Genomic DNA, 23519 nt, shown 5'->3' with positions numbered 1-23519 from the left:
TTTCCATCCATTTCATTCTCGTCAGACGAGCTGATTTTTCAGTCGGTACACGTAAGCCAGCACTTCCGCCACCGCTTTAAACAGTTCCTCCGGCACCTCATCACCGATATCGGCTTGTTCATACAACGAGCGTGCCAGCTGTTTATTTTCCACCAGCACTACGTCATGAGCCCTGGCAGTCGAACGGATCCGGTAGGCGACAAAATCAGCGCCTTTGGCCGTGATTTTCGGGGCGGCCATGTTTTCTTCTTCGTATTTCAGAACAACCGCGAAATGCGTCGGGTTCGTAATGACCACATCCGCTTCCGGAACTTCCTGCATCATCCGCTGGGTCGCCATATCCATTTGCTGCTGGCGCCGTTTCTGCTTAATCTGCGGATCGCCTTCCATTTTTTTGTTCTCATCCTTCACATCCTGCTTGGACATTTTTATCTGTTTTTCGTGGTCATGCCGCTGATACAGATAATCCGGTATCGACAAAAACAACAGGAGCAGTGCTGAAGCAACGCCGATTAATCCGGTCAACCGGGCTATTTCTCCGAATCCGTCGGCTACACTTTTCTGATTGAGATGCATCAGGGAATCCAGGTTCAGCCAGATGATCGTAAATGTAAGCAGACCGACAAGGGTAATTTTGAACATGGATTTCATAAACTCCACCAGCGCCCTTGCCGAAAAAATCCGTTTCAGTCCGCTGAGGGGATTGATCTTCGAAGGCTTGAACTTAATGGCCTCCGGGGCAAACAGAAAACCAACCTGCAGCATCGACGCCCCTGCCCCGAATACGAGCGCTACAAGCATAATCGGGGCCATCACGATGCCTGTTTCCAGTGCCAGTTCATAAAAAATTTCCGGAATCGTGTTTGCCGTGATCTCCCATAGGATAAATTCCGTGAAAACGGTCTGCATCGTTTCATATAAATGAGTGCCGAGCACCGGGGCGTACAGGAACATAAACAAAAACACGGCGAGCAGAATAAAGGCGGTGTTCACATCCGTACTTTTGGCAACCTGGCCTTTATTACGGGTTTCCTGCCTTTTTTTCGGCGTTGCTTCTTCGGTTTTTTCCTGCTGAAAATATTGCAGATCCAGCGTTAGTTTCATATCAGGCTCCCCCAAGCAGCGCCATTAACGTCCGCATCGCATCAAACGTTTCGTCAAACAGATGGTCGACTGCCATGAAAAAACCCGGCAGTGTCAAAGCCAGAAGCGGCAGACCGGCAAATAACTTCAGCGGCAGGCCGACCACAAATACGTTCATCTGCGGAACCGCTCTCGACATCATCCCGAGTGCAATATCTGTCAAAAACAGGCATCCTACGACCGGAAACGCCATCTGAAACGCAATCATGAACATGGTGCTGAAGGATTCCAGCACATGACGGGCTATCTCTTCATTCCCGAAGGGAAGAAACGGCTGATCAAGAGGGATGAATTCATAACTGTAATAAATGCCGTCCATGATCAGATGATGCCCGTCCACAGCCAGAAGGAACATGAGTGCAAATGTATAAAGAAATCCACCCATTAACGGGCTTTGTGCCCCTGTCTGCGGGTCGATCACATTGGCGACAAGAAAGCCGAGAGCAATGTCAAGAAACATGCCGGCCACCTGTACAGCATAGACCATAATTCCTGCAAGAAGCCCTATAGTAAGACCGACGAGCATTTCCTTGAAAATAAGCAGAAGGTAGGTGCTGTCTATCGATATCGTTTCTATATCAAGGGTAAATACAATTATAAAGGCAAAAAAGGCACCCAGACCTACTTTAAAATGAGACGGAACATTCCGATATGAAAACAGAGGCATGCTCGTAAAAAAAGCAAGCACCCGGACGAGTACCAACAAATACACCGGTAATTGGTTCAGCCATTCAATAGTCATAAGCCTACCTTGTATATTCCATTAAATTACTTAGAATCTGAAACGTAAAGTCGGTCAGTACCTGCAGCATCCAAGGCCCGAAAATGATAAGGGCGGCAAGAACGCCGAGAATTTTCGGGATAAAGGCAAGTGTCTGCTCCTGAATCTGGGTGGTGGCCTGGAATATGGCGACTCCGAAGCCAAGCACCAGCGCTACCACCAGCAGCGGACCCGCCACGAGAAAGACGGTCCATACCCCGTTTTCTGCAAGGCTGATAACTGTATCCGCCGTCATGGTTCCATCCCCTTCTAATAACTGAATAATAGTGATTCAACAATGAGATACCAGCCGTCCACCAGGACAAACAACAGAATCTTAAAAGGCAGCGAAATCATGACCGGCGGCAGCATCATCATCCCCATCGACATGAGAACACTGGCGACAATCATATCGATGACCAAAAACGGAATAAAGATCAAAAATCCAATCTGAAACGCCGTTTTCAGTTCACTGATCGCAAATGCCGGAACAAGAGCTGTCAATGGAATGTCTTCAATCGTTTCCGGCCGTTCCATTTCCGCGTATCCCATAAACAGGGACAGATCTTTTTCACGGGTGTGCTCGGACATGAACTCCTTCATCGGTCCGGCGGCTTCCGTAAACGCTTCTTCCTGATTCATTTCCCCATCCAGAAGCGGCGTCAGCGCCTGGTTGTTAACTTCGGAAAACACCGGCGCCATGATAAAAAACGTCATGAACAGCGCCAGACTGATCAATACCTGCGTCGGCGGCATCTGCTGGGTCGCCAGCCCCATCCGGACAAAGGAAAGAACAATGACAATCCGGGTGAAACACGTCATTAATATTAGAATGGCGGGAGCCAGCGATAATATCGTGATCAGAAAGATTAACTGCAGGCTCGTTGTTAAGTCGGATGGATCATCACTGACCAGACCACCAAGGTCAAGACCCGGAATCGCAAAAATCATTGGTCATACTCCTTTAAACGCCGGCGGACTTTTTTCCGTACCTTTTTCATTTCTCCGAGCTGGCTTTCCAGTACTTGCTGAAAGGAGGAGGGAGCGGAAGAATCCGTTTCTTCCTCCCGGTTGTTTTTTCCCGGAAACACCGCCTGCAGCCGCTTCAGCGCATTTCCATCCGGAGGCCGGTTCGGCTCCAGCAGCTCCTCGATCTCTTCCTCTTCTTCTATCTCTTTGAGCAGCTGTATCGAATCACCGACGCCTACAACAAGCAGTCGGCCGCCTACTTTCACAAGCTGCACCGATTTATTCTGGCCGAGCGGTACGCCGCCGAGATTCTGCATCGTGCGGTTGGACTGATACCGCTGCGTGCGCTTATTGATGAATTTCAAAAGAATATACATCAGCGCAATCACCGCACCAAGCGCCAAAAACAGCTGCACAAGCATCGAAAAAACATTCGTACTGTCCGCAAAGTCCATATTCTCCGTTGTCTCTGTAGATTCTTCTGATGTTCCGGCATCTTCACCGGTATTTCCGTTCTCTTCTTCTCCCTGTTCATTTTCGAGAACATCACTAATTGTCTGACTGTCTCCCGGGGACGCCTCCATGACGTGCGGGAAAAAGAGACAGAAGAGAAGCACCGCTGTCAGCCGAATAGCTGTTTTGTTCCGATTCATGCCGGATTCCTCCCCGGCCTCGTCAGCCCAGTGTTTTATTGATCGCTTCAAGAACGCGGTCTGCCTGGAATGGTTTCACAATAAAATCCTTGGCTCCGGCCTGAATGGCATCAATGACCATCGCCTGCTGCCCCATCGCTGAACACATGATGACTTTTGCATCCGGATCAAACGTCTGAATTTCTTTCAGCGCGGCAATGCCGTCTTTTTCCGGCATCGTAATGTCAAGCGTAACAAGATCCGGGGACGTCTCTTTGTACTGGTCCACCGCTTCCTGTCCATCTTTTGCCTCTCCCGCAATTTCAAATCCGTTTTTTTCGAGAATGTCCTTGATCATCATCCTCATAAATGAAGCATCATCAACAATCAGTACAGAGTGTGCCATCGCCTGTTTTCCTCCTTGTATTCTGTTATCTCAGTTTTTTGATACGGTCCGCCTGACTGACAATATCGGTCACCCGGACCCCGAAGTTTTCGTCTATGACGACCACTTCTCCTTTGGCTACCAGTTTCTGGTTCACGAGAATGTCAACCGGCTCTCCGGCCAGCTTGTCCAGTTCAATGATCGATCCTTGTGTAAACTCAAGAATGTCTTTGATCGAACGCTGGGTCCGTCCGAGTTCAACCGTCACTTCAAGCGGAATGTCCATCAGCATATCGAGGTTTTTCGATTCGTTTTCGCTTAAAGACGGGGCGTCGAACGAAGAAAACTGGGCTGCCTGCACATTTTTGGAAGGCCCGCCGACAAACCGCTCCTGCTGCTGTGAAGCCTGCGGCTGAGGTCCAGGAGCTGTATCCGGTGCCGGACTGCTTTGCTGCGGCGCAGTCTGCTGTGGGGCGGCCGGGCGTTCCTGCGGCTGTGGTTCCGGCTCCGGTGCCGGTTCTTCGGTCGTTTCCGCTTCCGGCGGGTTCATCAGGTTTTCCACCATCTGTTTGGCAAACGGAACAGATACGAGCTGCATAATCGATGAATCAATTAAATCTCCGATAATCAGCCGGAATGAAATTTTCGTCAGCGTATCGGTATCTGGAATGTTACCGGTTCCTTCGGAATTTTTGACATCCATCAGATCAATTCCGGGCGGCGTGATGTCGACTCGTTTATTGAAAATGGTGGACATCGATGTCGAAGCCGACCCCATCATCTGATTCATTGCTTCCTGTACAGCGCTGACGTGCATCTCTTCCAGTTCTTCTGCCGGATTGGTACCGTCACCGCCCAGCATCAAATCAGCAATAATCGAAGCATCCCTTGTCTTGATGACGAGCAGATTTGTTCCCTCGAATCCTTCCGTATACTTGACGTGTACGGCGACATTGGGATGTGGAAACTGGGCATCGAGCTTATCCTGGTGCACGACCGAAACGACAGGGGTCGTAATTTCCACTTTCTGACCGAGAAGCTGCGACAGGGCGGTGGCTGAACTTCCGAATGAAATGTTGCCGATTTCCCCGAGAGCATCCTGTTCGACCGTCGACAAATAATCTTCCACGTTCAGTTCCCCGTTTTCCGTTTCCGGCGCACCGGATGTGTCTTCCTCCGTATTTTCCTGTTTATCCCCGTCAGAGGAGTCATCATCGCTTCCGACACTTTTCAGCAGTTCATTGATTTCTTCCTGAGAGAGCATATCATCGTTCATACTCGTCCCCCTCCTTTATTTCATCCGTAATCTGCACGGCCATGTTTTTTTTCCATTCCCCCGGCTGACCGTAATACTTCGGCTCCCCGCCGGCTTTTATAAGCAGAGGGTCATGAATGTTCTGATCGAGCTCGAGCACATCGCCGCTGTTCAGATTCAGAAACTCTTCAATGGAAATTTCAGAGTTTCCAAGAACGGCCTGCACGGTCAGTGGAGCAGTTTTTACTGTCTGCTGCAGCTCTTGTACTTCTTCGGGATCGCGTTCCTTCTTTTTTGTCTGCATCCAGTAATGGACCGACAGATTAGGAAGAATTTCCTCCAGCACGACGTGCGGAAGGCAGATATTGATCATGCCTGTCGTTTCGCCGATCGTTGTCGACAAGGAGATAACGACGACCGTTTCGTTGGGAGAGACCATCTGCAGAAACTGGGGATTGACTTCTATATCTTCCATCTGCGGATCAATTTCCAGTACGGATTCCCATGCATTCTGGAACGTTTCGAGCATACTCTGGAACACCTGCGTCATGATTTTTGTTTCAATCTCTGTCAGGTTTTCCACTTTATTGAGGCTCGCCCCTTTTCCTCCGAGAAGGCGGTCAAGCATCGCATAACCGATGTTTGGGTTCACTTCCATGAGAAGCCGGCCGTCAAGCGGATACGCATCAAACACATTCAAGAGAGTCATCTTCGGAATCGAGCGGATAAATTCATCATACGGGAGCTGATCCACCGATGCGACCGATATCTGTACAAAGGTGCGGAGCTGGGCGGAAAAAGAGGTTGTCAACAACCTGGCAAAATTTTCATGAATCCGGGACAGGCTCCGGACCTGATCCTTGGAAAACCGGAGCGCCCGCTTAAAATCGTATGTTTTTATTTTCTTTTCGGTTTCTTCTTTTTTCAGTTCATCCGCGTCCATTTCTCCTGTAGAAAGCGCGGAAAGCAGAGAGTCTATTTCACCCTGTGAAAGAACGTCCGCCAACCTTTTTCACCTCCCTTACGTGGTAAGCTGCCATTATTGAATCATCCGCTCGGTGGTGTACACCCGGACCACATTTCCTTCATCCATCACTTCATTGATATCAGACCGGAGCGTCTCTTCAAGGGATGCTATTCCGTCCTGACTCTGCAGGTCGTCTGCGCTCATGCCGGCCAATTCGTGGATGATGATGTTGTTAATCTGAAAATCACGTTTTTCGAGTTCTGAGGCACCGGCCTTCGTTTCCGCGTGAATGCGGAAGCGGCCGCGAAACAACTCCCCGTTGTTCAGGTTGGTCGTGATTTCCTCTGTTTCCCATGAATTATCGATAATTTCATCAATCGTCGGTTCCGCTCCGGCTTCTTCAGAAGAGGAAAAATAGTTGAACAGCACAAATGCCACAACCCCGACCAGCGTCAACGATATGATAATGATAAGCATGATGTTCACTAAACGGTTCTGAAACAATTTACTGGTCCCCCTCTTTTGCTGACAGGCCAATCAGGCCGATCCGGCGGTAAAACGCCGTAATCCGCTGGCTGACGTCCTCCATGCTTTCCTGTACGACGATTTTTTTTCCGTTGCTGAGCGTAACGGTCGTATCAGGAAACGCTTCGACCTGTTCAATCATCGCAACATTCAATAGAAAGGTTTGTCCTTTTAATCTAGTTAATGTAATCATATGTATGGGATGAGCCGGGCGGCAGGACCCGGCTCGCCTCCTTTTCAAAGGGATGGCCGATTTATCGTTTCAGGTTCATGAGCTCCTGCAGTACTTCATCGGCGGTCGTGATACCGCGGGTGTTCGCCTGGAACCCGCGCTGAGCCTTAATCATTGACGTGAACTCTTCCGAAAGATCAACGTTCGACATTTCAAGAGTACCCGCTACCAATTCGCCTGTGCCATTCCCGCCTGGCCCATCGCCAACTTGTGGGTCACCAGAATTTACTGTATCAGTGTATAGGTTGTTACCCTCTTTTGATAAGCCTCCAGGATTAGCGAAGTTTGCTAAATCTATTGTTCCTTCCGTGTCATTTGTACCATCTGCCGCTGTGGTATTTACGTCTCCGTTAGCACCGATACTAAAACTTTGCGCATCTGTAGGAACAGTAATTGAATTACCACCAGTATCTAGAACATTATAGCCATCACTATTAACCATCGTTCCCGCTTCATCCAAATAGAAATTACCGGCTCTAGTATAAAATTCATTACCATCCCCATCTTCCACTCTGAAAAATCCGTCGCCGGAGATTCCGAGATCAAGACTTCGCCCGGTATTCTGCAGGCTGCCCTGCGTCTGCACGGTGTCGATGCTTCCCATCTGCGAGCCGAGACCGACCTGCATTGGGTTGGAACCGCCCATTCCTCCATCGGGAGCAGTTGCCCCCTGGATCTGCTGGCTGACCATGTCCTTGAACGTCGCTCTTCCTTTTTTGTACCCGTACGTGTTGACGTTCGCGATATTGTTACTTGTCACATCGAGCATCTGTTGGTGGTTTTTCATTCCGGAAATGCTGGAATACATTGAAGCTAACATAAGGTTTCATCCTCCATTTTAGTAGTTCGGACGGCTTCCGTCGGTCCACCGTCCCCCGGCTTCCTTTTTCAGGTCCGGCCGGTTCATCCGTTTACGGTAATCGTACCGTTAATATTGGTAAAAATATGATCCGATGCTTCTTCACGCTGCATCGCTGTAATGACGGTATTGTTTTCCGCACTGACCACAAGGGCGCTGCTGTCTGTGAACACGACCGCGTCCTTTACTCCTTTCGTACGTGCCTCTTCCAGTTTGCCGCTTATCTTCTGCCACTGTTCATCCGTTACCATAACATCCCGGTCATGCAGCCGTTTTTCGGCGTGCCTGCTTACTTTCAGCTCTTCGGTTTTCTCCAGCTGGCCGTTCAGCACATCCTGAAACGACGGGCCGGATGGGGCGGGTGCTGTGTTCTGCTTCGGCAGGGATGTTCCGGGACGGGGCAGTTGACGCAGGCCGCTGGTATCGATACCTGTACTCATCATGTTCGCCTCCTGCCTGCCATAACGGTGGGTTAACCGCCACTGTTTTCTTCTTCTGTGACACCATCCACCTGAATCAGCTGTTCACTGTTGATCCAACGGTCATCGTCCAGAAGCAGCCGGATATTGCCGCTGCCGTCCTGCTTGACAGAGGCCACTTCATTGACGACTTCTTCCGTCTGTTCGACCCCGTTGTCGTCCTCGTACGTCCGCTCCCACGTCACGGTTTTGCCGATCAGTTCGCTGTGCTGGACAAGTGACCCTTTCTGCTGGGCATTGGCCATATCCGTTATCGCAGAAGTCATATTTGTCATCTGCTCCAGTGTAGAAAACTGCGCCATCTGGCTGATAAATTCTTTGTCCTTCATCGGATTGGCCGGACTTTGATTTTGGAGCTGGGTCATCAAAATTTCGAGAAAATCGTCTTTCCCAAGTTTTCCGCTATCCTCATTGGTTCTCAGCTTGTCCGTCTGGGTAGGCATTGCATATTGATCCTGAATCGTATTCGGCATGGTATTCACCTACACTTGTTCATTAAATGTTAACGCATCGAGCATGTCAGCGAATGATTCCTCGGAACCGGCATCCGTTTCATCCTCGTGCACCTCAGGATTATCCTGCTGTTCTCCGTCTTCCTGATTTCCATCATCCTGCTGCAGCGTGGAAGGCTGCTGCTGGGAAATGTCAATCCGGTCCACCTGTATGTTCTGCTGCTGGAACGCAGCGCGGAGCTGGTGAAGCTGGCTTTCCACCATTTCTCTGGCGGTGCTTGTCGTCGTCATGAGCTGGGCGGTCAACTGCCCGTTCTGCTGCATGATTTTCACATCCAGCCGTCCCAGGCTTTCCGGCACTAATTTCACCGTGAGCTGCTGGGTGCCGTTTTTAAAGGACTGAAGATTGCTCTTGCCGAGCAGTTCCTGAAACTGCTTCATAAACTCCTGGGCGCGGGCATGTTCGGTCTTTCCTTCCCCGAGATGAATAACGGCCTGCTGGGCTTTCGCCATGACGCCGGTTGCGTCCTGCGAACTCATGGAAGCGGGCTGCGCATTCGCGCTGCTAGTGTCCCCTCCGGAAGAAGAGAGACTCCGGTTCAGAAGCTGCTGCAGGTAATTCTGTTTGGTTTCACCGCCAAAAGAAGATGTGTTTTTCCAGGTCTGCGTGAATCCTTCCATCGTTTTCAGCTGATTCTGCTGTCCGGATGCGTTCTCCATCCACTGCGACATCTGTTTTGCCGCCTGCTCCGGAGTCGCCGTCTGCTGCCGGCTGCTGCCTGTCAAAGACGCGGCCAGCATAGAAAGCGATGCGGAAAATCCGCTGCTCCCGGATGCATTCGGATTGGCCTGTGCCAACGCGCTTCCGCCATCATTCTGCTGCATGCCAGGCTGGCTCAGCGCCTGATTCAACAGAGCAAGCATGCCGGTAAATGAAGAAGCAAGCTTCTGCTCTTGTCCGTTCCAGTTCTCCACCGCTCCGGATTCCTGACCGGAAAGTTGATTCTGGATGGCTTCCGGCAGTTCGGCGCCGGCTTCTTCCGAAGAAGTGAGTGCCTGTTCCAGCCACTGCAGCATTTGTTCACTGTCCAGCTCCGTCAAGGATTGCGCAAGGTCCTGCATGCCCTGCGGGAGTTGTTCCAGCATGTCCTGCATATTACCCGACCATTCGAAATCCCCGTTTTCAAACAAAGCCTTCAGTTCACTTTTGAATTGTTCGAATAGTTTATCCCCATTCTGAAAAAAACCGGAGAGAAGATCCTCAATCGAATGTCCAGAAGCTGTACCGGACGTCTGTCCTTCTGACTCTGCAGCGTTCAGCGCTTTTCCGAGCATCTGCATAAATCCTTTCTGCCCGCCTTCACCCGATTCGCTTTTACCAGTACGCTGTGTGTTTAGTTCCGCATTCGGCAGCGTCTGCATAAGCATCTGCATCTGCATCTGTTTCACCCCCTTTCAAAAATGATCTATGATTCACTTAACGCATTCATTATGACAGAAGCCCTTGCCGGTTCCATTTCCGCCAGAATTTCAGCTCTTAATTCCGTACCCGTTTCCGACAGGTGCCGGATCACTTCTTCATTTTCCATTTCTGATAAAACAGCGGCAGCTTCGGATGCACCCATGCTTTCATAAACCTGAGCGGCTTCCTGCAGAGCCGGATTTTCCTGATCGGTTTCTTCCGCCTCGGCCTCCTGTTCAACCTGAATGGTTTCGATCTCCTGTTCCAGTTCCCGGATCTCTGTGTTTTTGGCTTCCAGCTGCTGCTCCAGCGTGGCAATCTCTTCTTCTTTGGCTGCCAGTTCTTCCGGGGATGCCTCAGGAGCAGACTCTTCAGCATTTTCTTCGGTTTCTTCCTGGCTCATGGTAATACCGGGCACTTCATTCATCATACTGCGGCCCATATCGACCACATTAACACCGAGAACAGACAGGAGAACGATACCCAGAATGAGAGCAAACACTACCGGGATAAAAATAATCAGGAAAAACCACTGTCCTTTTCCGTTTTTCTTTTCTTTTTTCTGTTTGGCCATCTGTTTCACCTAATTTCAACGAAACGCATACTTCCGGGTCGATATTTCGTCCATCATCTGCTCTTCTGCTCGTTTTTGCTCCAGATCGTGCGCCTCTTTTTCCCAGTCTTTCATTTTGGAATACTTTTTCCATTCAATGGAGGCAGCCTGCATCTCCTCTTCTTTCCGGTGCATGCTATCTCTTGCCTTCTCCGTCTGATGCTGGATGCTGCTGATTTTCTGCTGAAGCTGGGAGATCGCTTTTTCACCCTGCTGCAACTGGTGGATGTATACGCCCCCGGTCATCTGATCTTTGTAGAGGGTCTCCATCTGTTCTTTCTGTTTCAACAGTTCATACAGCGCGGAGGCCATTCTTTCAAACTGCTCTACCGACTGCTCGTATTCCTGGGTCTTCTGTTCTTTCTGCCGTTTGCGCAGCTCTAGTATTTTCTGAAAGGAATATGTAAACGACATGAATGATTACTCTCCTTTACCAAACGTATCAACCAATTCTTGTCTCGTGTCGGGGAGCGGCTGCATCTCTGTCGTATCCTGCTGCAGAAATTCATTGATCAGCGGCTGCATTTTGACAGCCTGGTCAATTTCTTTGGAAGACCCTTTCTTGTATGCCCCGATGTTAATCAAATCTTCCGACTCGGTATAAGTGGACAGGTAATGCCTCAGATTCTCTGCCGCCCGGCGGTGATCATCGTCCACGAGATCTTCCATCACCCTGCTGATGCTTCGCAGCACATTGATGGCAGGGTAATGACCTTTGTCGGCGAGTTTGCGGTCGAGTACAAGGTGGCCGTCAAGGATACCCCTTACCGCATCGGCAATCGGCTCATTTAAGTCATCACCGTCGACAAGTACGGTGTAAAATGCGGTAATGGAACCGCTCTGGCTTGTGCCGGACCGTTCCAGCAGTTTGGGAAGCATCGCAAAAACCGATGGTGTATACCCTTTTGTCGTCGGGGGCTCCCCTACAGCAAGACCGATTTCACGCTGGGCCATCGCAAATCTTGTCACCGAATCCATCATCAGGTTGACGTTTTTGCCCTGATCGCGGAAATATTCCGCCACCGCTGTCGCCGTCATCGCGCCTTTAATTCGCATTAATGCCGGCTGGTCCGATGTCGCGACGACAACGACCGATTTTTTCATGCCTTCGTCTCCGAGGTCCCGCTCAATGAAGTCCTTCACTTCTCGTCCGCGTTCGCCGATAAGGGCTATCACGTTGACGTCTGCTTCTGAATGCCTCGTGAGCATGGACAGAATGGTGCTTTTTCCAACACCGCTTCCGGCAAAAATGCCGATACGCTGTCCTTTCCCCATCGTAAGAAGACCGTCCACCGCTTTGATGCCAAGTGACAAAGGTTCATCAATTCGCGGACGCAGCAATGGATTGGGAGGTTCTGCTTCTGTTGGGACCGCAGAAAGTCCATCCGGGAGTCCGGTTCCGTCGAGGGGCTGCCCGGTTCCATCAATGACTTTTCCGATCAAACCGCTCCCGCTTTTTACCTGAAGCGGCTTCCCGGCTCCTTCGACAAGGCTTCCCGGACTGATATCAGCCGTATGGCGGAGCGGCATCAACTGCACGAATTTATCTTTAAAACCGACCACTTCGGCGAGAACCGGGGTGTTTTTTTCCTGCGGATGAATGTAGCACAATTCCCCCACAGACGTTCTCGGCCCCTTGGATTCAATCGTCAAACCGACGACCCTTGTCACTTTCCCGTATTGTTTATACGGATTCAGCGATGGTATTTCATTGACAAGATCAGCTGCTTTCATACGTTCCGCCTTCTTTCAGTTTTTCCTCCAGCTGTTCCTTGAGTTCCTGAAGCTGGCTGTCCAGCGAAGCATCTACTTTTCCGTACGGAGTTTCGATGATGCAGTCGTTCTCCTGCAGGGCTTGATCCGGATAAATAATCAATTCCTGCGAATAGGCGAGCAGATTCTCCAGTTCCCTGCGCTGCTTTTTCGTTTCTTCCAGGCGGGAGACCGGGACATAGACGGCGACTTCTTCATGGTCTTTCACTTCTTTCACCGCATTTTTAACGATCTCCATCCATGTCCCGTCGTGGTCTTCCAGAGAGTCATAAATGATCCGGTTGGCAACAGAAAGCGCGAGGTCAAGAATGACAGGTTCCGCTTTTTCAAGATAATGATGGTATTCTTCTTTTGCTTCCCTGACTGCCTGCTGCGCTTCTGCCACCGCTTCTTCAACAGCATTCCGGCCTTCCTGTTTCCCTTGTTCCAGACCCTCATTCCAGCCCTTATTCCTTGCGTGTGTATAGGCTTCTTCAATCCGCTGCTTGGAATCTTCTTCTTCTTCACTGATTCGTCTGCGGGCTTCATGGAGTTCCTGTTCCGCCTGTTTTTTTAACTGCTCCACCTCTTTTTGTTCCTGGTGAAGACGGTTCTGTTCTTCCTGCTCAGAGGTTTCATCCAAGGCGGGGTCTCCGCTGCTTTCTTCTTTAACCGCGGGATCCGGCGTTACCTGTCTGAGACCGATGGAACGCACATTTTCAGAAGACCGGGATGCGCTGGGCCGTTTGATAAGCCTAGACAATAATATCATCTCCTCCTCCGCGTGCGATCACGATTTCACCCGATTCTTCCAGTCTGCGGATAACCGCCACAATTCTGGTCTGGGATTCTTCCACATCCCGGAGGCGGACAGGTCCCATAAATTCCATTTCATCCCTGAATGTATCTGCCATCCGCTGGGACATGTTATTGAACACCAGTTCTTTCACTTCATCACTTGCCACTTTCAGGGAAAGCTGCAGATCTTCATTTTCAACATCACGGATAACCCGCTGAATGGAGCGGTTATCGAGTGTGACGATATCTTCAAAGACGAACATTCGTTTCTTGATTTCTTCAGCGAGCTCCGGATCCTGAATTTCCAGAGAGTCCAGAATAGTCCGCTCGGTACTGCGGTCGACACCATTCAGCACTTCCACAACGGCTTCAATACCGCCTGCTTCCGTGTAATCCTGCGTCACCGTAGCCGATAATTTCTGCTCGAGAATATTTTCCACTTCATTGACGATTTCCGGAGAGGTGCTGTCCATCACCGCAATTCGTTTTGCTACATCCGCCTGCACTTCCTGGGGAAGCTCGGACAATATCTGTCCGGCCTGCTCCGATTCCAGATACGATAGAATAAGAGCAATCGTCTGCGGATGTTCATTCTGAATAAAGTTAAGAATCTGGGAAGGATCCGCTTTTCGTGCGAAATCAAACGGCTTCACCTGCAGCGAAGAAGTGAGGCGGTTAATAATCTGCATCGCATCATCTTCGCCGAGAGCCTTTTCCAGCACACTTTTCGCATAGCCGATCCCACCCTGGGAAATATAGTCCTGGGCAACAGCTATCTGATGGAATTCGTCCAGAACATTCTCTTTTGTGCTGCTGTCCACTTTTCGGACATTGGATATTTCAAGGGTCAGCTTCTCAATTTCTTCCTCGCTCAGGTATTTATATACCTGTGCCGATACATCAGGACCCAGCGAGATAAGGAGCATGGCCGCTTTCTGTTTTCCAGTCAGGGAATCTTGTGCTTTCGGCATGACGAGTCCTCCTTACTCATCGGACAGCCAAGTCCGTAATAGTTTTGAAAACTCTTCCGGATTTTCCTGGGCGAGGTTTTCCAGCTGCTTTCTCCGGGCGGCTTCTTCCGAGTTTTCTTCTTCCGGCAGGTCCGGGATTGGTTCGGCCGTCTGCGTTTCTTCTTCGGTCCATTCCTCTTCCCTGTTTCTTCTCCGGATCAGCATAATAAAGAGGACAAGGACAGCCAGGAGCAGCGCGCCTCCTGCAGCATAAACCCAGAACGGTACTGCGTTTCCTGTTTCTTCCGGAACTTCCTGCTGACCATTAAACTCCTGAGTGGAGACATAAATTTTGTCCTCCAGATCAGCTGCTTCCATTTCCTCTTGATACTCCGCATCGATGCTTGTACTCACCATTGTTGTCAAAATTTCTTCCACATCTGTAAGTGTCTGCGGATCCAGAGAGTCCGGATTTTCCGGATCGGGCGGTTCGAGCATAACCTGAATACCAAGATCTCGGATTTTATACGGGCTTTCCTTAATTTCACGATGGATCCGGTTCACCTCGTAATTAATCCGTTCTTCGTCCCGTTCATAGTCGCCTTCTCCGGTTGCAGCACCGGCAGGATAGTTCGCCACATCTCCATCTCCCGCACCGGCCACTCCGCCGTCTTCGGGTGCTTCTCCTTCATAGGCTTCTTCTATCCGTTCAGCACTCACTGCGATACCTTCCATGTTTTCTTCGTCGACTGGTTCAACAAGGGCTTCCTCCCTCGTTTCCTGGGTGAAATCGAGATCAGTGGTGACTGATACAGCCACTTTGTTCAGTCCGACCATCCGACCGAGCATCTGTTGGAGTCTCTGCTGAATGTCCTGTTCGATATCTTCCTGAATGCTCCGTTGTTCTTCATATGCGTTCATGGACGAATTCGAGCCTGGATTATCATAATTAAAATGCTCAAACATCTGGTTCATAATGACGATATTATCTACAGACAGGTCGGGCACACTTTTGGACACGAGATGGTACAGCGCACGTACCTGCGACTGTTCCAGATTTGTTGTACCGCCTGTATCGACCACAACGGAAGCGGACGCCCGTTCACTATCTTCTGCCACCCACGTTGATTTTTCCGGCAGATTGATCATGACATCGGCCGCTTCCACCCCGTCTATATTCTCCATTAATGTACCCAGCTCCGTCTGCATGGCAGCTCTTTCCATCGTGTTGAATTCTTTATCCGTCATTCCAAAACCCATCTGGTCTTCAATGAAAGAATAATCGATGCTCCCGCTGTCCGGCAGACCTTCGGAAGCAAGATCCACCTTCAGGGCGTCCACCTGTTCCTCAGGAACCCTTATCGTGGAACCGTTATTGGTCAGTTCATAAGGAACGGCCCTTGAATCCAGATTTTCCGTGATCTGTCCCGATTCCTCCGGGGAAAGATCAGAGTATAAAGGGGCATAATTTGTTCTCGTTGTGAAAAAAACAGCAAGTATAATAACAAGAATAAGTAATACCACAGAGCTGATCATCAATATTTTTTGAGTGCTGCTTTTACTTTGCCAGTATTCGGTTGTTTTGTCTCTGAACTGTAAAACCTTCTCTTTCATGGGGCCTCCTGATTTCCATTCCCGCAGCTGTCAGCAGATCAGACCTGCATGCGCATAACTTTCTGGTATGATTCAAGTGCCTTATTTCTCACTTCAACCGTTGTCTGCAGCGTCACACTGGCTTTTTCTGCAGCAACCATCACTTCATGAAGATTGTCCACTTCTCCGGAAGCAAGTTTTGACGTCATTTCATTGGATTTGATCTGCGAATTGTTCACCTCTGTGATCGCATCATTCAATGCATTCTGAAACGAATGCTGTGCCTCTGCAGGGGAGGCACTGTTCTGCCGGGCCGCCTGTGCTGCACCATTCTGCTGCGCTGCAGCGGCGCCTCCTATAAAACCTTCAAACATTCAAAAACCTCCTCCTACTGACCTCTTCCGATCTCAAGAGCTTTCAGCATCATGTTTTTTGACGCATTCATGGTTGTGATATTGGCTTGATAAGAACGGCTTGCCCCCATCATATTAACCATTTCTTTCAGAGGATCCACATTCGGCATTTCCACATAGCCGTCTTCGCCGGCATCCGGATGCTCAGGGTTGTAGACCTGCTGGAAAGGGGAAGGATCCTCTACAATGCCGCTCACTTCTGTTCCGCCTCCGCTGCCTGTTTCGCCGGTTCCGCCGATGGCACTGCGGAGGTGGGAGGAAAAATCAGAATCTGAAGAACGAAGAGTAACCATCTTTCTGCGGTACGGTTCCCATTCTCCATCCACCAACGTTCCCCGGGTGGAATCAGCATTCGCCGTATTGGCAGCCGCAACGTCCATACGCAGACGCTGCGCGGTCAGCCCGGAAGCTGCAGCGTTCACGCCGTCAAATAGTCCCAACATGTATACCCCCTGTTTTTTTAGATTTTAATTCGAGCGCACTGCCGTTTTCAGGCTGCTGAACTTGCTGCTCAACCGGTCTGTCAGTGCATTGTAGTAGATTTGATTTTTCGCAGAGTCTGTCATTTCTTTGTCAATGTCAACATTATTACCGTTATGGTTATACATCGTGGAAGCATCTTCGCTTATATAAGCGGAATCACTGTTGCCGCCAAATGAAATATGTTTTTGATTTGTGCGCTGCGCCTGAAATTTGTCGTTTTGAACGGCTTCATTCAGGGTATGTTGAAATTTAGCACTTTTTGCCTTGTAATTCGGTGTGTCGACATTAGCTATATTGTCGGATATAGCCTTCTGCTCCATGGCCGCCCCTTTCAATCCCTGTTCCAGGTTATGAAACGTGGCGGAATCAAATAACCCCATACGCTACCTCCTTCCTGCTACAAAAGACCTTTATGTACCGTTGGATGATGACAATTGGCGTGAACACGCCTTTAATTCCATATTTTTCTATGCTTTAAGAACTACTACCCAGATTGTATAAAAATATGTGACATTTGTCTAACGGTGTCAGGATATCGATAAAAAAGAACCACTCCATAATTTCCAAAATATGTGGGTCTTTTTTCCTATATATTTTCTCTGGTACCGCTTCCTATTTCCCGACTTTTTTTCTTTATTCACTATAGTGAAAGGTTGGCGCCGCTTCTGTTCACTATCATTCATGCAGAACTTGTCGAATAACAGGAAAAGGTCTTACATAGGTCGAAATTATTGATTTCTGAAAATATGAAAAGCCCGCTGCTCTGTCAGAGAACAGCGGGCTTTTCATATACGACGCATTAACTGTTCGTTTTCAGTTTTTCCAGTTCATATAAAAACTTGTCGTTCAGCACTTTTATATAGGTTCCTTTCATTCCAAGAGAACGGGACTCAATCACACCGGCGCTTTCAAGTTTGCGCAGGGCATTCACGATAACAGAGCGGGTGATGCCGACTCTGTCAGCGATTTTGCTTGCCACAAGCAGCCCTTCTTTGCCTTCCAGTTCTTCAAAGATGTGCTCCACGGCCTCCAGTTCACTGTAGGAAAGCGAGCTTATTGCCATTTGGACGACCGCTTTACTGCGTGCTTCTTCTTCGATTTCCTGTGTTTTTTCGTGGAGAATTTCCATTCCTACCACGGTGGCCCCGTATTCTGCGAGAATCAGGTCATCATCATCAAATCGGTCATTCAGGCGGGCGAGCACCAGAGTCCCGAGTCGCTGTCCTCCTCCATTGATCGGTACGATCGTTGTCAGCCCGGAACTGAACAGATCTCTGTTTTCAACCGGGAACGCAGTGTAATCACTGTCGATACCGAGGTTCGGCGATGTTTCGTCCAGCTTAAATAACCCGGACGTGTATTCTTCCGGAAACTGCCTTTCTTCGAGCATTTTCTTCATGCGGTCATTTTCAATCTCCTGCTTGATCGCATAGCCGAGCAGTTTACCCCGGCGGCTTACCACGAATACATTGGAACTGATAATATCGCGGAGAGTTTCCGCCATATCTTTAAAGTTGACATGATCACCTGCTGTTTTCTGCAGCATATCATTAATTTTACGGCTTTTTGATAATAAATCCATCTGCGACTCCTCCTGTCCTTCTCTTATAATATATATCGGCTCATATCTCTGTTTTTTGCAATAGATGCCAGTTTCTCCTCCACATAGGCAGGTGTGATGGTGATCGTCTCCATTGTAATATCCGGTGCTTCAAAGGATAGGTCTTCAAGGAGACGTTCAAGCAGAGTGTGAAGCCTGCGTGCGCCGATGTTTTCGGTGTGCTGATTCACATCCTGCGCGATTTCGGCAATTTTACGAACAGCATCGTCAGAAAATTCAACATTTATACCCTCTGTATCCAGCAGCGCCTGATACTGTTTGGTGAGCGCCTGGTCCGGTTCCTGCAGAATTCGGATGAAATCCTCAACCCCAAGGTTATCGAGCTCCACCCTGATGGGAAAACGGCCCTGCAGTTCAGGAATTAGGTCGGACGGCTTAGATGTATGAAAAGCACCGGCGCTGATAAACAGAATATGATCGGTTTTCACGGTGCCGTATTTGGTCGTAATAGCGGATCCTTCCACAATCGGCAGAATATCACGCTGGACCCCTTCTCTTGAAACATCTGCACTCGACTGCTGTTTTCCGGCAACTTTGTCGATTTCATCTATGAAAACCATACCCAGCTGTTCGGCTCTTGAAACAGCAATCTGACCCACTTCATCCATATCAATCAGCTGCTGGGCTTCCTGTTCCTGCAGGATGGGCCGTGCCTCTTTGACAGCAAGCCGGCGTTTCTTTTTATTTTTCGGCATCAATCCTCCGAGCATTTCCTGCATGTTCATGCCCATCTGTTCCATTCCGGAACCCTGGAACATATCAGACATTCCCCGGCCCTGTTCTTCCACTTCGATGGTTACCATATGATCCTCCAGTTCCCCCATCGCAAGCTGGTGTTCCGTCCGGCGCCGTTTTCCGGCAATGTCCGGATCTTCATTTGAATCCTCGGCGGACTCTTCCTGATTCTGCTGAAAGATCATTTCAAACGGGTTTTTGGTCTGCTGCTGCTTCTTTTTTTCGGGAACAAGCAGTTTGACGAGTCGTTTTTCTGCTTCCCGTTCCGCTTCTTTTTTTACCTCATCCATTTTTTCCTCTTTGACAAGCCGCACTGACGTTTCCACAAGGTCCCGGATCATGGATTCCACATCCCGGCCGACATAGCCGACTTCTGTAAATTTGGTCGCTTCCACTTTAACAAATGGAGCGCCTGCCAGTTTCGCAAGTCTCCGGGCAATTTCGGTTTTTCCGACCCCGGTGGGCCCGATCATGAGAATATTTTTCGGGGTGATTTCATCACGCAGATTTTCTTCCAGCATACTTCTCCGGTACCTGTTACGGAGTGCCACTGCAACAGAGCGTTTGGCCTGGTTCTGGCCGATAATATACTGATCCAGGATTTCTACAATCCGTTTCGGTGTCAGCGGGGTATTCATCGTCCATCCGCCCTTTCCTATTCGATTTCTTCGACAACCAGCTCATCATTGGTGAATACGCAGATATCACCTGCAGTTTTCAGGGAAGCCTCGGCCATCTCTTTTGCTTCCATGTGCGGTGCATGCTGCTTCAATGCTCTTCCGGCAGCAAGCGCATAATTGCCCCCTGAACCGATGGCAATCAGGCCGTCATCCGGTTCAATGACTTCGCCCGTCCCGGCGACGAGCAGAAGGGTATCCTTATCCATGACCACCAGCATGGCTTCCAGCCTGCGGAGGGTTTTATCACTGCGCCATTCTTTGGCCAGTTCTACAGCGGCCCGCTGAAGCTGGCCGTTCCACTGCTCGAGCCTGCTTTCGAACATATCGAACAGCGTAAACGCGTCAGCGACCGATCCGGCAAATCCGGCCAGAACCCTGTCATGGTATATCTTTCTCACCTTTCTTGCTTTATGTTTCATGACAACCGCCTGACCGAAGGTGACCTGACCGTCTCCGGCCATCGCTGCTCTGCCGTTATGATGAACAGCAAAAATCGTTGTGGCGTGAAACGATTCTTCCATTTTTAAGTTCCTCCATTCTTTTCCGCTCGTGGATGGGCATTATTGTAGACTTCCCGGAGCCGATCCTTTGTCACATGGGTATATATCTGGGTGGTGGAAAGGTTTTCGTGTCCGAGAAGCTGTTGTACGCTGCGCAGGTCGGCCCCCTGATTCAAGAGGTGGGTGGCAAACGTATGCCGGAGATCATGCGGGGAGACCTGCAGCGTTGCTGACACCTCTTTTACTCTTTTCTGGATAATATAGCGAAAGCCGCGGTCTGTCAGCGGATCCCCTTTATTATTCAGAAACAGAGCGGCCGGTGTTTCTTCTTTTTTCTCTGCAAGACGCCTTCTGGCATGGTTACGGTAATAATGCACGGCTTCCAGTGCAAAGCTTCCGACCGGAACGTACCTTTCCTTCCCACCCTTTCCCTGCACAAGAATCGTACCGAGATCTTCATCCAGATGCTGTTCTTCGAGCCTGCACATTTCACTGACCCGGATTCCGGTCGCATACAGCAGTTCAAACACAGCAAGGTCGCGCTGATCCAGACCTTTATTGATATCAAAGGAATCCAGCAGCGCCTCCAGTTCCTGTTCATATAAAAACCGCGGCAGTTTCTTTTCCTTCTTCGGCAGATGAGAGGAAGCAAACGGATTGGTTTCTATCTTTTCTTCTCTTTTTAGATACCTGTAAAACGTGCGAAGCACTGAAATTTTACGGGCAGCGCTGCTCCGGTCGAAATTCTGTTCAGAAAGCCTGGTGAAATACAAACGGGCTGTGCTCGTTTCCACATCCAGAGGTGAGTGGATTCCTTCCATTTTCAGAAATGAAAAATAATCGTCCAGATCTTTTTGATAAGCATCAATCGTCAGGGGGGAAGCATTCTTTTCCACCTGAAGATACTGTTTGAATACATGATGCCAAAATTCCCATTCCTCGTTCATTCTCGTCACCTCACGCACAAAAGCTCTTAAATTCTAACATAGACCCTTTTTTCGATCAAGGAAATATATTATTTTTTCATAAAATTCTGACGGGAGAGTACGCATAGGAAAACCCCCTTTACCATAAAGGGGATTTGCTTAAGTTCCATTAGTTTGGCTCTTCTTTATAATCACAGTTCGTACACTGAACGTGAATGCCTTTTTTCGTCTTTTTCTCAACGAGCATGGCTTCACATTTCGGGCAGGGCCGCGCGATCGGTTTATCCCAGGAAATAAAATCACAATCCGGGTAGCGGTCACAGCCGTAAAACTTACGCTGTTTTTTACTTTTGCGCTCGACGACATTGCCTTCTTTACATTTCGGGCAGTCAACGCCGATTTCTTTCATAATGGCTTTTGTATTACGGCATTCCGGAAAATTGGAACAGGCCATGAACTTGCCGTAACGGCCCATTTTATAGACCATGGGACTGCCGCAATTTTCACAGTCTTCCCCGGCCGGTTCGTCGCGGATTTCCACTTCTTCCATTTCTTCTTCGGCCACTTTCAGCCGTTTTTCAAATTCCTTGTAGAACTCGTCTATGACCTCAATCCAATTTTGACGGCCTTCTTCAATATAGTCAAGATCATTTTCCATCTTGGCCGTGAACTCTACATCCAGAATTTCCGGGAAAAATTCCACGATTAATTCGAGCACGATTTCGCCGAGCTCCGTCGGGACAAACCGCTTTTCTTCAAGTGCGACATAGTTGCGGCGCTGGATCGTATCGAGTGTCGGAGCAAACGTGGACGGACGGCCGATGCCCATTTCCTCCATCGTCCGGACCAGTCTTGCCTCCGTGTAGCGGGGAGGCGGCTGCGTGAAATGCTGGTTTTCCATCAGTTCCTGCTGTTTCACCTCTTCGCCTTCTTTCAGGTCGGGAAGGAACGTGTCTTTTTCTTTTTTCCCGTCATCACTACCCTCAATGTACACTTTCATGAAACCCTGAAATTTCACTTTGGAGCCGCTGGCACGAAACATGACACCGTTATTGTCCATATCCACCGACATGGTATCCATGATGGCAGGCGCCATCCTGCTTGCCATGAGCCGTTCCCAGATTAATTTATACAACCTGTATTGGTCTCTGCTTAAATAAGGTTTTACCGTTTTCGGATCTTTGGCAATCGTCGTCGGACGCACCGCTTCATGCGCATCCTGGGCGTTGTTGTTCTGGGAAGACTGTTTCCTGTTTGTTCCGGTATATTCTTTCCCGTAATGTTCTTCAATATACGTTTTTGCATCTTCTTTTGCTGTATTGGATACTCTCGTAGAATCCGTCCGCATATAGGTGATGAGACCGATGGTTCCTTCTTTGCCGAGATCAACGCCTTCATACAGCTGCTGGGCCACCATCATGGTTTTTTTCGCGCGGAAATTCAGCTTTCTGGCTGCTTCCTGCTGCAGAGAAGAGGTGGTAAACGGCTGCACCGGATTCCGTTTTCTTTCCTTTTTGGTTACATTCTGAATGGTAAACGGTTCGTCCTTCATTCTGCTCCGTACATTGTCCACGTCCTCTTTGGAACGGAGTTCCTGTTTTTTTCCGTCCATGCCGTAAAACTTCGCTTCAAATGTATCACTGCCCCGTATAAAGGACCCATCTATGCTCCAGTATTCTTCCGGAACAAACTGCTGTATTTCTTTTTCCCGGTCGATGATCATTTTCACCGCAATCGATTGTACGCGCCCGGCACTCAATCCTTTTTTTACTTTTTTCCAGAGAAGAGGACTGATATTATACCCGACCAGCCGGTCCAAAACACGACGGGCCTGCTGGGCATCCACGAGATCCCTGTTAATTTTGCGCGGTTCCTTGAACGCATCTTTGATCGCCGACTTCGTGATTTCATTGAATACGACACGGCACTCCGATTCCGGATCAATGTTGAGGCTGTAGGCAAGGTGCCATGCAATGGCCTCTCCTTCCCGGTCAGGGTCGGCGGCAAGGTATACTTTTTTTACTTTTTTGGCGGCTGCTTTCAGTTCCTTCAGCACCGGTCCCTTGCCCCGTATCGTGATATATTTCGGATCGTAATTATAGTTTTCGGCATCGACACCCATCTGGCTTTTCGGTAAATCCCTTACGTGACCCATGGAAGCTTTTACCGTATATTTTTTCCCAAGATATTTACTGATCGTTTTCGCCTTAGCGGGAGATTCAACGATTACTAAATAATCTGCCATATCTCTTGTTTCCTCCCCCTTTTTATTCCTTTGAATTTTCCATATTATCAACCAGTTTCCATTGGTTTGTCAAATCTTTTTTCTGTTTCT

The 23519-nt window shown here is 49.2% G+C and carries 28 protein-coding genes; all 28 read right to left on the bottom strand.

The genetic code is table 11. The features are described from left to right. Positions 1-21 precede the first annotated feature (21 nt). A complete protein-coding gene (flhB, locus tag ACW9JV_RS08440) occupies positions 22-1104 on the bottom strand; it encodes a flagellar biosynthesis protein FlhB (protein ID WP_457333236.1) in 1083 nt (360 codons plus the stop codon). A 1-nt stretch (position 1105) separates the two neighbouring features. After that, positions 1106-1885 (bottom strand): flagellar biosynthetic protein FliR, encoded by a 780-nt coding sequence (gene fliR / locus ACW9JV_RS08435; protein ID WP_457333234.1) that lies wholly within the window; start codon positions 1883-1885, stop codon positions 1106-1108. A 4-nt stretch (positions 1886-1889) separates the two neighbouring features. Then, positions 1890-2159 (bottom strand): flagellar biosynthesis protein FliQ, encoded by a 270-nt coding sequence (gene fliQ / locus ACW9JV_RS08430; RefSeq protein WP_457333232.1) that lies wholly within the window; start codon positions 2157-2159, stop codon positions 1890-1892. A gap of 14 nt (positions 2160-2173) precedes the next feature. Then, a complete protein-coding gene (gene fliP / locus ACW9JV_RS08425; protein ID WP_457333230.1) occupies positions 2174-2854 on the bottom strand; it encodes a flagellar type III secretion system pore protein FliP in 681 nt (226 codons plus the stop codon). Continuing rightward, entirely contained in the window at positions 2851-3525 is a 675-nt protein-coding gene (fliO, locus tag ACW9JV_RS08420) for a flagellar biosynthetic protein FliO (RefSeq protein ID WP_457333228.1), read from the bottom strand. Before fliO ends, fliP begins: the two co-directional genes overlap by 4 nt. Before the next feature lie 22 nt (positions 3526-3547). Further along, complete coding sequence (locus ACW9JV_RS08415) at positions 3548-3910, bottom strand: response regulator (RefSeq protein WP_457333226.1); 363 nt, start codon at positions 3908-3910, stop codon at positions 3548-3550. Positions 3911-3935: 25 nt separating this feature from the next. Next, entirely contained in the window at positions 3936-5165 is a 1230-nt protein-coding gene (gene fliY, locus ACW9JV_RS08410) for a flagellar motor switch phosphatase FliY (protein WP_457333225.1), read from the bottom strand. After that, positions 5155-6150: a flagellar motor switch protein FliM gene (gene fliM / locus ACW9JV_RS08405; protein WP_457333223.1), complete on the bottom strand. Its 996-nt coding sequence runs from the start codon at positions 6148-6150 to the stop codon at positions 5155-5157. The genes fliY and fliM overlap by 11 nt, the downstream gene beginning before the upstream one ends. A 33-nt stretch (positions 6151-6183) precedes the next feature. Beyond that, positions 6184-6615, bottom strand: a complete 432-nt coding sequence (gene fliL, locus ACW9JV_RS08400; RefSeq protein ID WP_457333221.1) for a flagellar basal body-associated protein FliL — start codon at positions 6613-6615, stop codon at positions 6184-6186. Between the two features lies 1 nt (position 6616). Next, complete coding sequence (locus ACW9JV_RS08395) at positions 6617-6829, bottom strand: flagellar FlbD family protein (protein WP_457333219.1); 213 nt, start codon at positions 6827-6829, stop codon at positions 6617-6619. A 61-nt stretch (positions 6830-6890) separates the two neighbouring features. Beyond that, complete coding sequence (gene flgG / locus ACW9JV_RS08390; RefSeq protein ID WP_457333217.1) at positions 6891-7688, bottom strand: flagellar basal body rod protein FlgG; 798 nt, start codon at positions 7686-7688, stop codon at positions 6891-6893. 83 nt (positions 7689-7771) lie between these two features. Further along, a complete protein-coding gene (locus ACW9JV_RS08385; RefSeq protein WP_457333215.1) occupies positions 7772-8170 on the bottom strand; it encodes a TIGR02530 family flagellar biosynthesis protein in 399 nt (132 codons plus the stop codon). Between the two features lie 29 nt (positions 8171-8199). Beyond that, positions 8200-8679: a flagellar hook assembly protein FlgD gene (gene flgD / locus ACW9JV_RS08380; RefSeq protein ID WP_457333213.1), complete on the bottom strand. Its 480-nt coding sequence runs from the start codon at positions 8677-8679 to the stop codon at positions 8200-8202. Between the two features lie 9 nt (positions 8680-8688). Then, on the bottom strand, positions 8689-10098 hold the full coding sequence (locus ACW9JV_RS08375) for a flagellar hook-length control protein FliK (protein ID WP_457333211.1): 1410 nt from the start codon (positions 10096-10098) through the stop codon (positions 8689-8691). Between the two features lie 26 nt (positions 10099-10124). Beyond that, positions 10125-10694 carry a MotE family protein gene (locus ACW9JV_RS08370; protein WP_457333208.1) on the bottom strand — a complete coding sequence of 190 codons (570 nt, stop codon included), beginning with the start codon at positions 10692-10694 and terminating at the stop codon, positions 10125-10127. A gap of 15 nt (positions 10695-10709) precedes the next feature. After that, a complete protein-coding gene (gene fliJ, locus ACW9JV_RS08365) occupies positions 10710-11147 on the bottom strand; it encodes a flagellar export protein FliJ (RefSeq protein ID WP_457333206.1) in 438 nt (145 codons plus the stop codon). 6 nt (positions 11148-11153) lie between these two features. Beyond that, a complete protein-coding gene (fliI, locus tag ACW9JV_RS08360; protein ID WP_457333204.1) occupies positions 11154-12467 on the bottom strand; it encodes a flagellar protein export ATPase FliI in 1314 nt (437 codons plus the stop codon). Then, complete coding sequence (gene fliH, locus ACW9JV_RS08355) at positions 12454-13248, bottom strand: flagellar assembly protein FliH (protein ID WP_457333202.1); 795 nt, start codon at positions 13246-13248, stop codon at positions 12454-12456. The genes fliI and fliH overlap by 14 nt, the downstream gene beginning before the upstream one ends. Further along, positions 13241-14254, bottom strand: a complete 1014-nt coding sequence (gene fliG / locus ACW9JV_RS08350; protein WP_457333200.1) for a flagellar motor switch protein FliG — start codon at positions 14252-14254, stop codon at positions 13241-13243. Before fliG ends, fliH begins: the two co-directional genes overlap by 8 nt. 12 nt (positions 14255-14266) lie before the next feature. Beyond that, positions 14267-15847, bottom strand: a complete 1581-nt coding sequence (gene fliF / locus ACW9JV_RS08345; RefSeq protein ID WP_457333198.1) for a flagellar basal-body MS-ring/collar protein FliF — start codon at positions 15845-15847, stop codon at positions 14267-14269. A 38-nt stretch (positions 15848-15885) separates the two neighbouring features. Next, positions 15886-16200, bottom strand: coding sequence for a flagellar hook-basal body complex protein FliE (gene fliE / locus ACW9JV_RS08340; RefSeq protein WP_457333196.1), 315 nt, complete (start codon positions 16198-16200; stop codon positions 15886-15888). A 14-nt stretch (positions 16201-16214) separates the two neighbouring features. Continuing rightward, a complete protein-coding gene (gene flgC / locus ACW9JV_RS08335; protein ID WP_457334672.1) occupies positions 16215-16679 on the bottom strand; it encodes a flagellar basal body rod protein FlgC in 465 nt (154 codons plus the stop codon). Between the two features lie 27 nt (positions 16680-16706). Beyond that, on the bottom strand, positions 16707-17102 hold the full coding sequence (gene flgB, locus ACW9JV_RS08330) for a flagellar basal body rod protein FlgB (protein ID WP_457333194.1): 396 nt from the start codon (positions 17100-17102) through the stop codon (positions 16707-16709). A 419-nt stretch (positions 17103-17521) separates the two neighbouring features. Then, positions 17522-18304 carry a GTP-sensing pleiotropic transcriptional regulator CodY gene (codY, locus tag ACW9JV_RS08325; protein ID WP_457333192.1) on the bottom strand — a complete coding sequence of 261 codons (783 nt, stop codon included), beginning with the start codon at positions 18302-18304 and terminating at the stop codon, positions 17522-17524. Between the two features lie 23 nt (positions 18305-18327). After that, positions 18328-19716: an ATP-dependent protease ATPase subunit HslU gene (hslU, locus tag ACW9JV_RS08320; protein ID WP_457333190.1), complete on the bottom strand. Its 1389-nt coding sequence runs from the start codon at positions 19714-19716 to the stop codon at positions 18328-18330. A gap of 17 nt (positions 19717-19733) precedes the next feature. After that, a complete protein-coding gene (gene hslV / locus ACW9JV_RS08315) occupies positions 19734-20279 on the bottom strand; it encodes an ATP-dependent protease subunit HslV (RefSeq protein WP_457333188.1) in 546 nt (181 codons plus the stop codon). A gap of 2 nt (positions 20280-20281) precedes the next feature. Beyond that, a complete protein-coding gene (gene xerC / locus ACW9JV_RS08310) occupies positions 20282-21205 on the bottom strand; it encodes a tyrosine recombinase XerC (RefSeq protein WP_457333186.1) in 924 nt (307 codons plus the stop codon). A gap of 148 nt (positions 21206-21353) precedes the next feature. Continuing rightward, positions 21354-23429, bottom strand: coding sequence for a type I DNA topoisomerase (gene topA, locus ACW9JV_RS08305; protein ID WP_457333184.1), 2076 nt, complete (start codon positions 23427-23429; stop codon positions 21354-21356). Positions 23430-23519 lie beyond the last annotated feature (90 nt).

The sequence above is a fragment of the Salibacterium sp. K-3 genome, assembly GCF_054052005.1.
This window is presented reverse-complemented; position numbering and strand designations above follow the sequence as displayed.

Coding starts and splice junctions, on each gene's coding strand:
- fliE (WP_457333196.1), bottom strand. CDS start 16,200: ATGTTTGAAGGTTTTATAGGAGGCGCCGCTGCAGCGCAGCAGAATGGT.
- hslU (WP_457333190.1), bottom strand. CDS start 19,716: ATGAATACCCCGCTGACACCGAAACGGATTGTAGAAATCCTGGATCAG.
- fliJ (WP_457333206.1), bottom strand. CDS start 11,147: ATGTCGTTTACATATTCCTTTCAGAAAATACTAGAGCTGCGCAAACGG.
- topA (WP_457333184.1), bottom strand. CDS start 23,429: ATGGCAGATTATTTAGTAATCGTTGAATCTCCCGCTAAGGCGAAAACG.
- fliG (WP_457333200.1), bottom strand. CDS start 14,254: ATGCCGAAAGCACAAGATTCCCTGACTGGAAAACAGAAAGCGGCCATG.
- ACW9JV_RS08385 (WP_457333215.1), bottom strand. CDS start 8,170: ATGATGAGTACAGGTATCGATACCAGCGGCCTGCGTCAACTGCCCCGT.
- fliQ (WP_457333232.1), bottom strand. CDS start 2,159: ATGACGGCGGATACAGTTATCAGCCTTGCAGAAAACGGGGTATGGACC.
- fliO (WP_457333228.1), bottom strand. CDS start 3,525: ATGAATCGGAACAAAACAGCTATTCGGCTGACAGCGGTGCTTCTCTTC.
- flgD (WP_457333213.1), bottom strand. CDS start 8,679: ATGCCGAATACGATTCAGGATCAATATGCAATGCCTACCCAGACGGAC.
- flgG (WP_457333217.1), bottom strand. CDS start 7,688: ATGTTAGCTTCAATGTATTCCAGCATTTCCGGAATGAAAAACCACCAA.
- fliP (WP_457333230.1), bottom strand. CDS start 2,854: ATGATTTTTGCGATTCCGGGTCTTGACCTTGGTGGTCTGGTCAGTGAT.
- ACW9JV_RS08395 (WP_457333219.1), bottom strand. CDS start 6,829: ATGATTACATTAACTAGATTAAAAGGACAAACCTTTCTATTGAATGTT.
- ACW9JV_RS08375 (WP_457333211.1), bottom strand. CDS start 10,098: ATGCAGATGCAGATGCTTATGCAGACGCTGCCGAATGCGGAACTAAAC.
- fliR (WP_457333234.1), bottom strand. CDS start 1,885: ATGACTATTGAATGGCTGAACCAATTACCGGTGTATTTGTTGGTACTC.
- codY (WP_457333192.1), bottom strand. CDS start 18,304: ATGGATTTATTATCAAAAAGCCGTAAAATTAATGATATGCTGCAGAAA.
- hslV (WP_457333188.1), bottom strand. CDS start 20,279: ATGGAAGAATCGTTTCACGCCACAACGATTTTTGCTGTTCATCATAAC.
- ACW9JV_RS08370 (WP_457333208.1), bottom strand. CDS start 10,694: ATGGCCAAACAGAAAAAAGAAAAGAAAAACGGAAAAGGACAGTGGTTT.
- xerC (WP_457333186.1), bottom strand. CDS start 21,205: ATGAACGAGGAATGGGAATTTTGGCATCATGTATTCAAACAGTATCTT.
- ACW9JV_RS08415 (WP_457333226.1), bottom strand. CDS start 3,910: ATGGCACACTCTGTACTGATTGTTGATGATGCTTCATTTATGAGGATG.
- fliI (WP_457333204.1), bottom strand. CDS start 12,467: ATGAAAGCAGCTGATCTTGTCAATGAAATACCATCGCTGAATCCGTAT.
- flgB (WP_457333194.1), bottom strand. CDS start 17,102: ATGGGGTTATTTGATTCCGCCACGTTTCATAACCTGGAACAGGGATTG.
- fliY (WP_457333225.1), bottom strand. CDS start 5,165: ATGAACGATGATATGCTCTCTCAGGAAGAAATCAATGAACTGCTGAAA.
- fliF (WP_457333198.1), bottom strand. CDS start 15,847: ATGAAAGAGAAGGTTTTACAGTTCAGAGACAAAACAACCGAATACTGG.
- flhB (WP_457333236.1), bottom strand. CDS start 1,104: ATGAAACTAACGCTGGATCTGCAATATTTTCAGCAGGAAAAAACCGAA.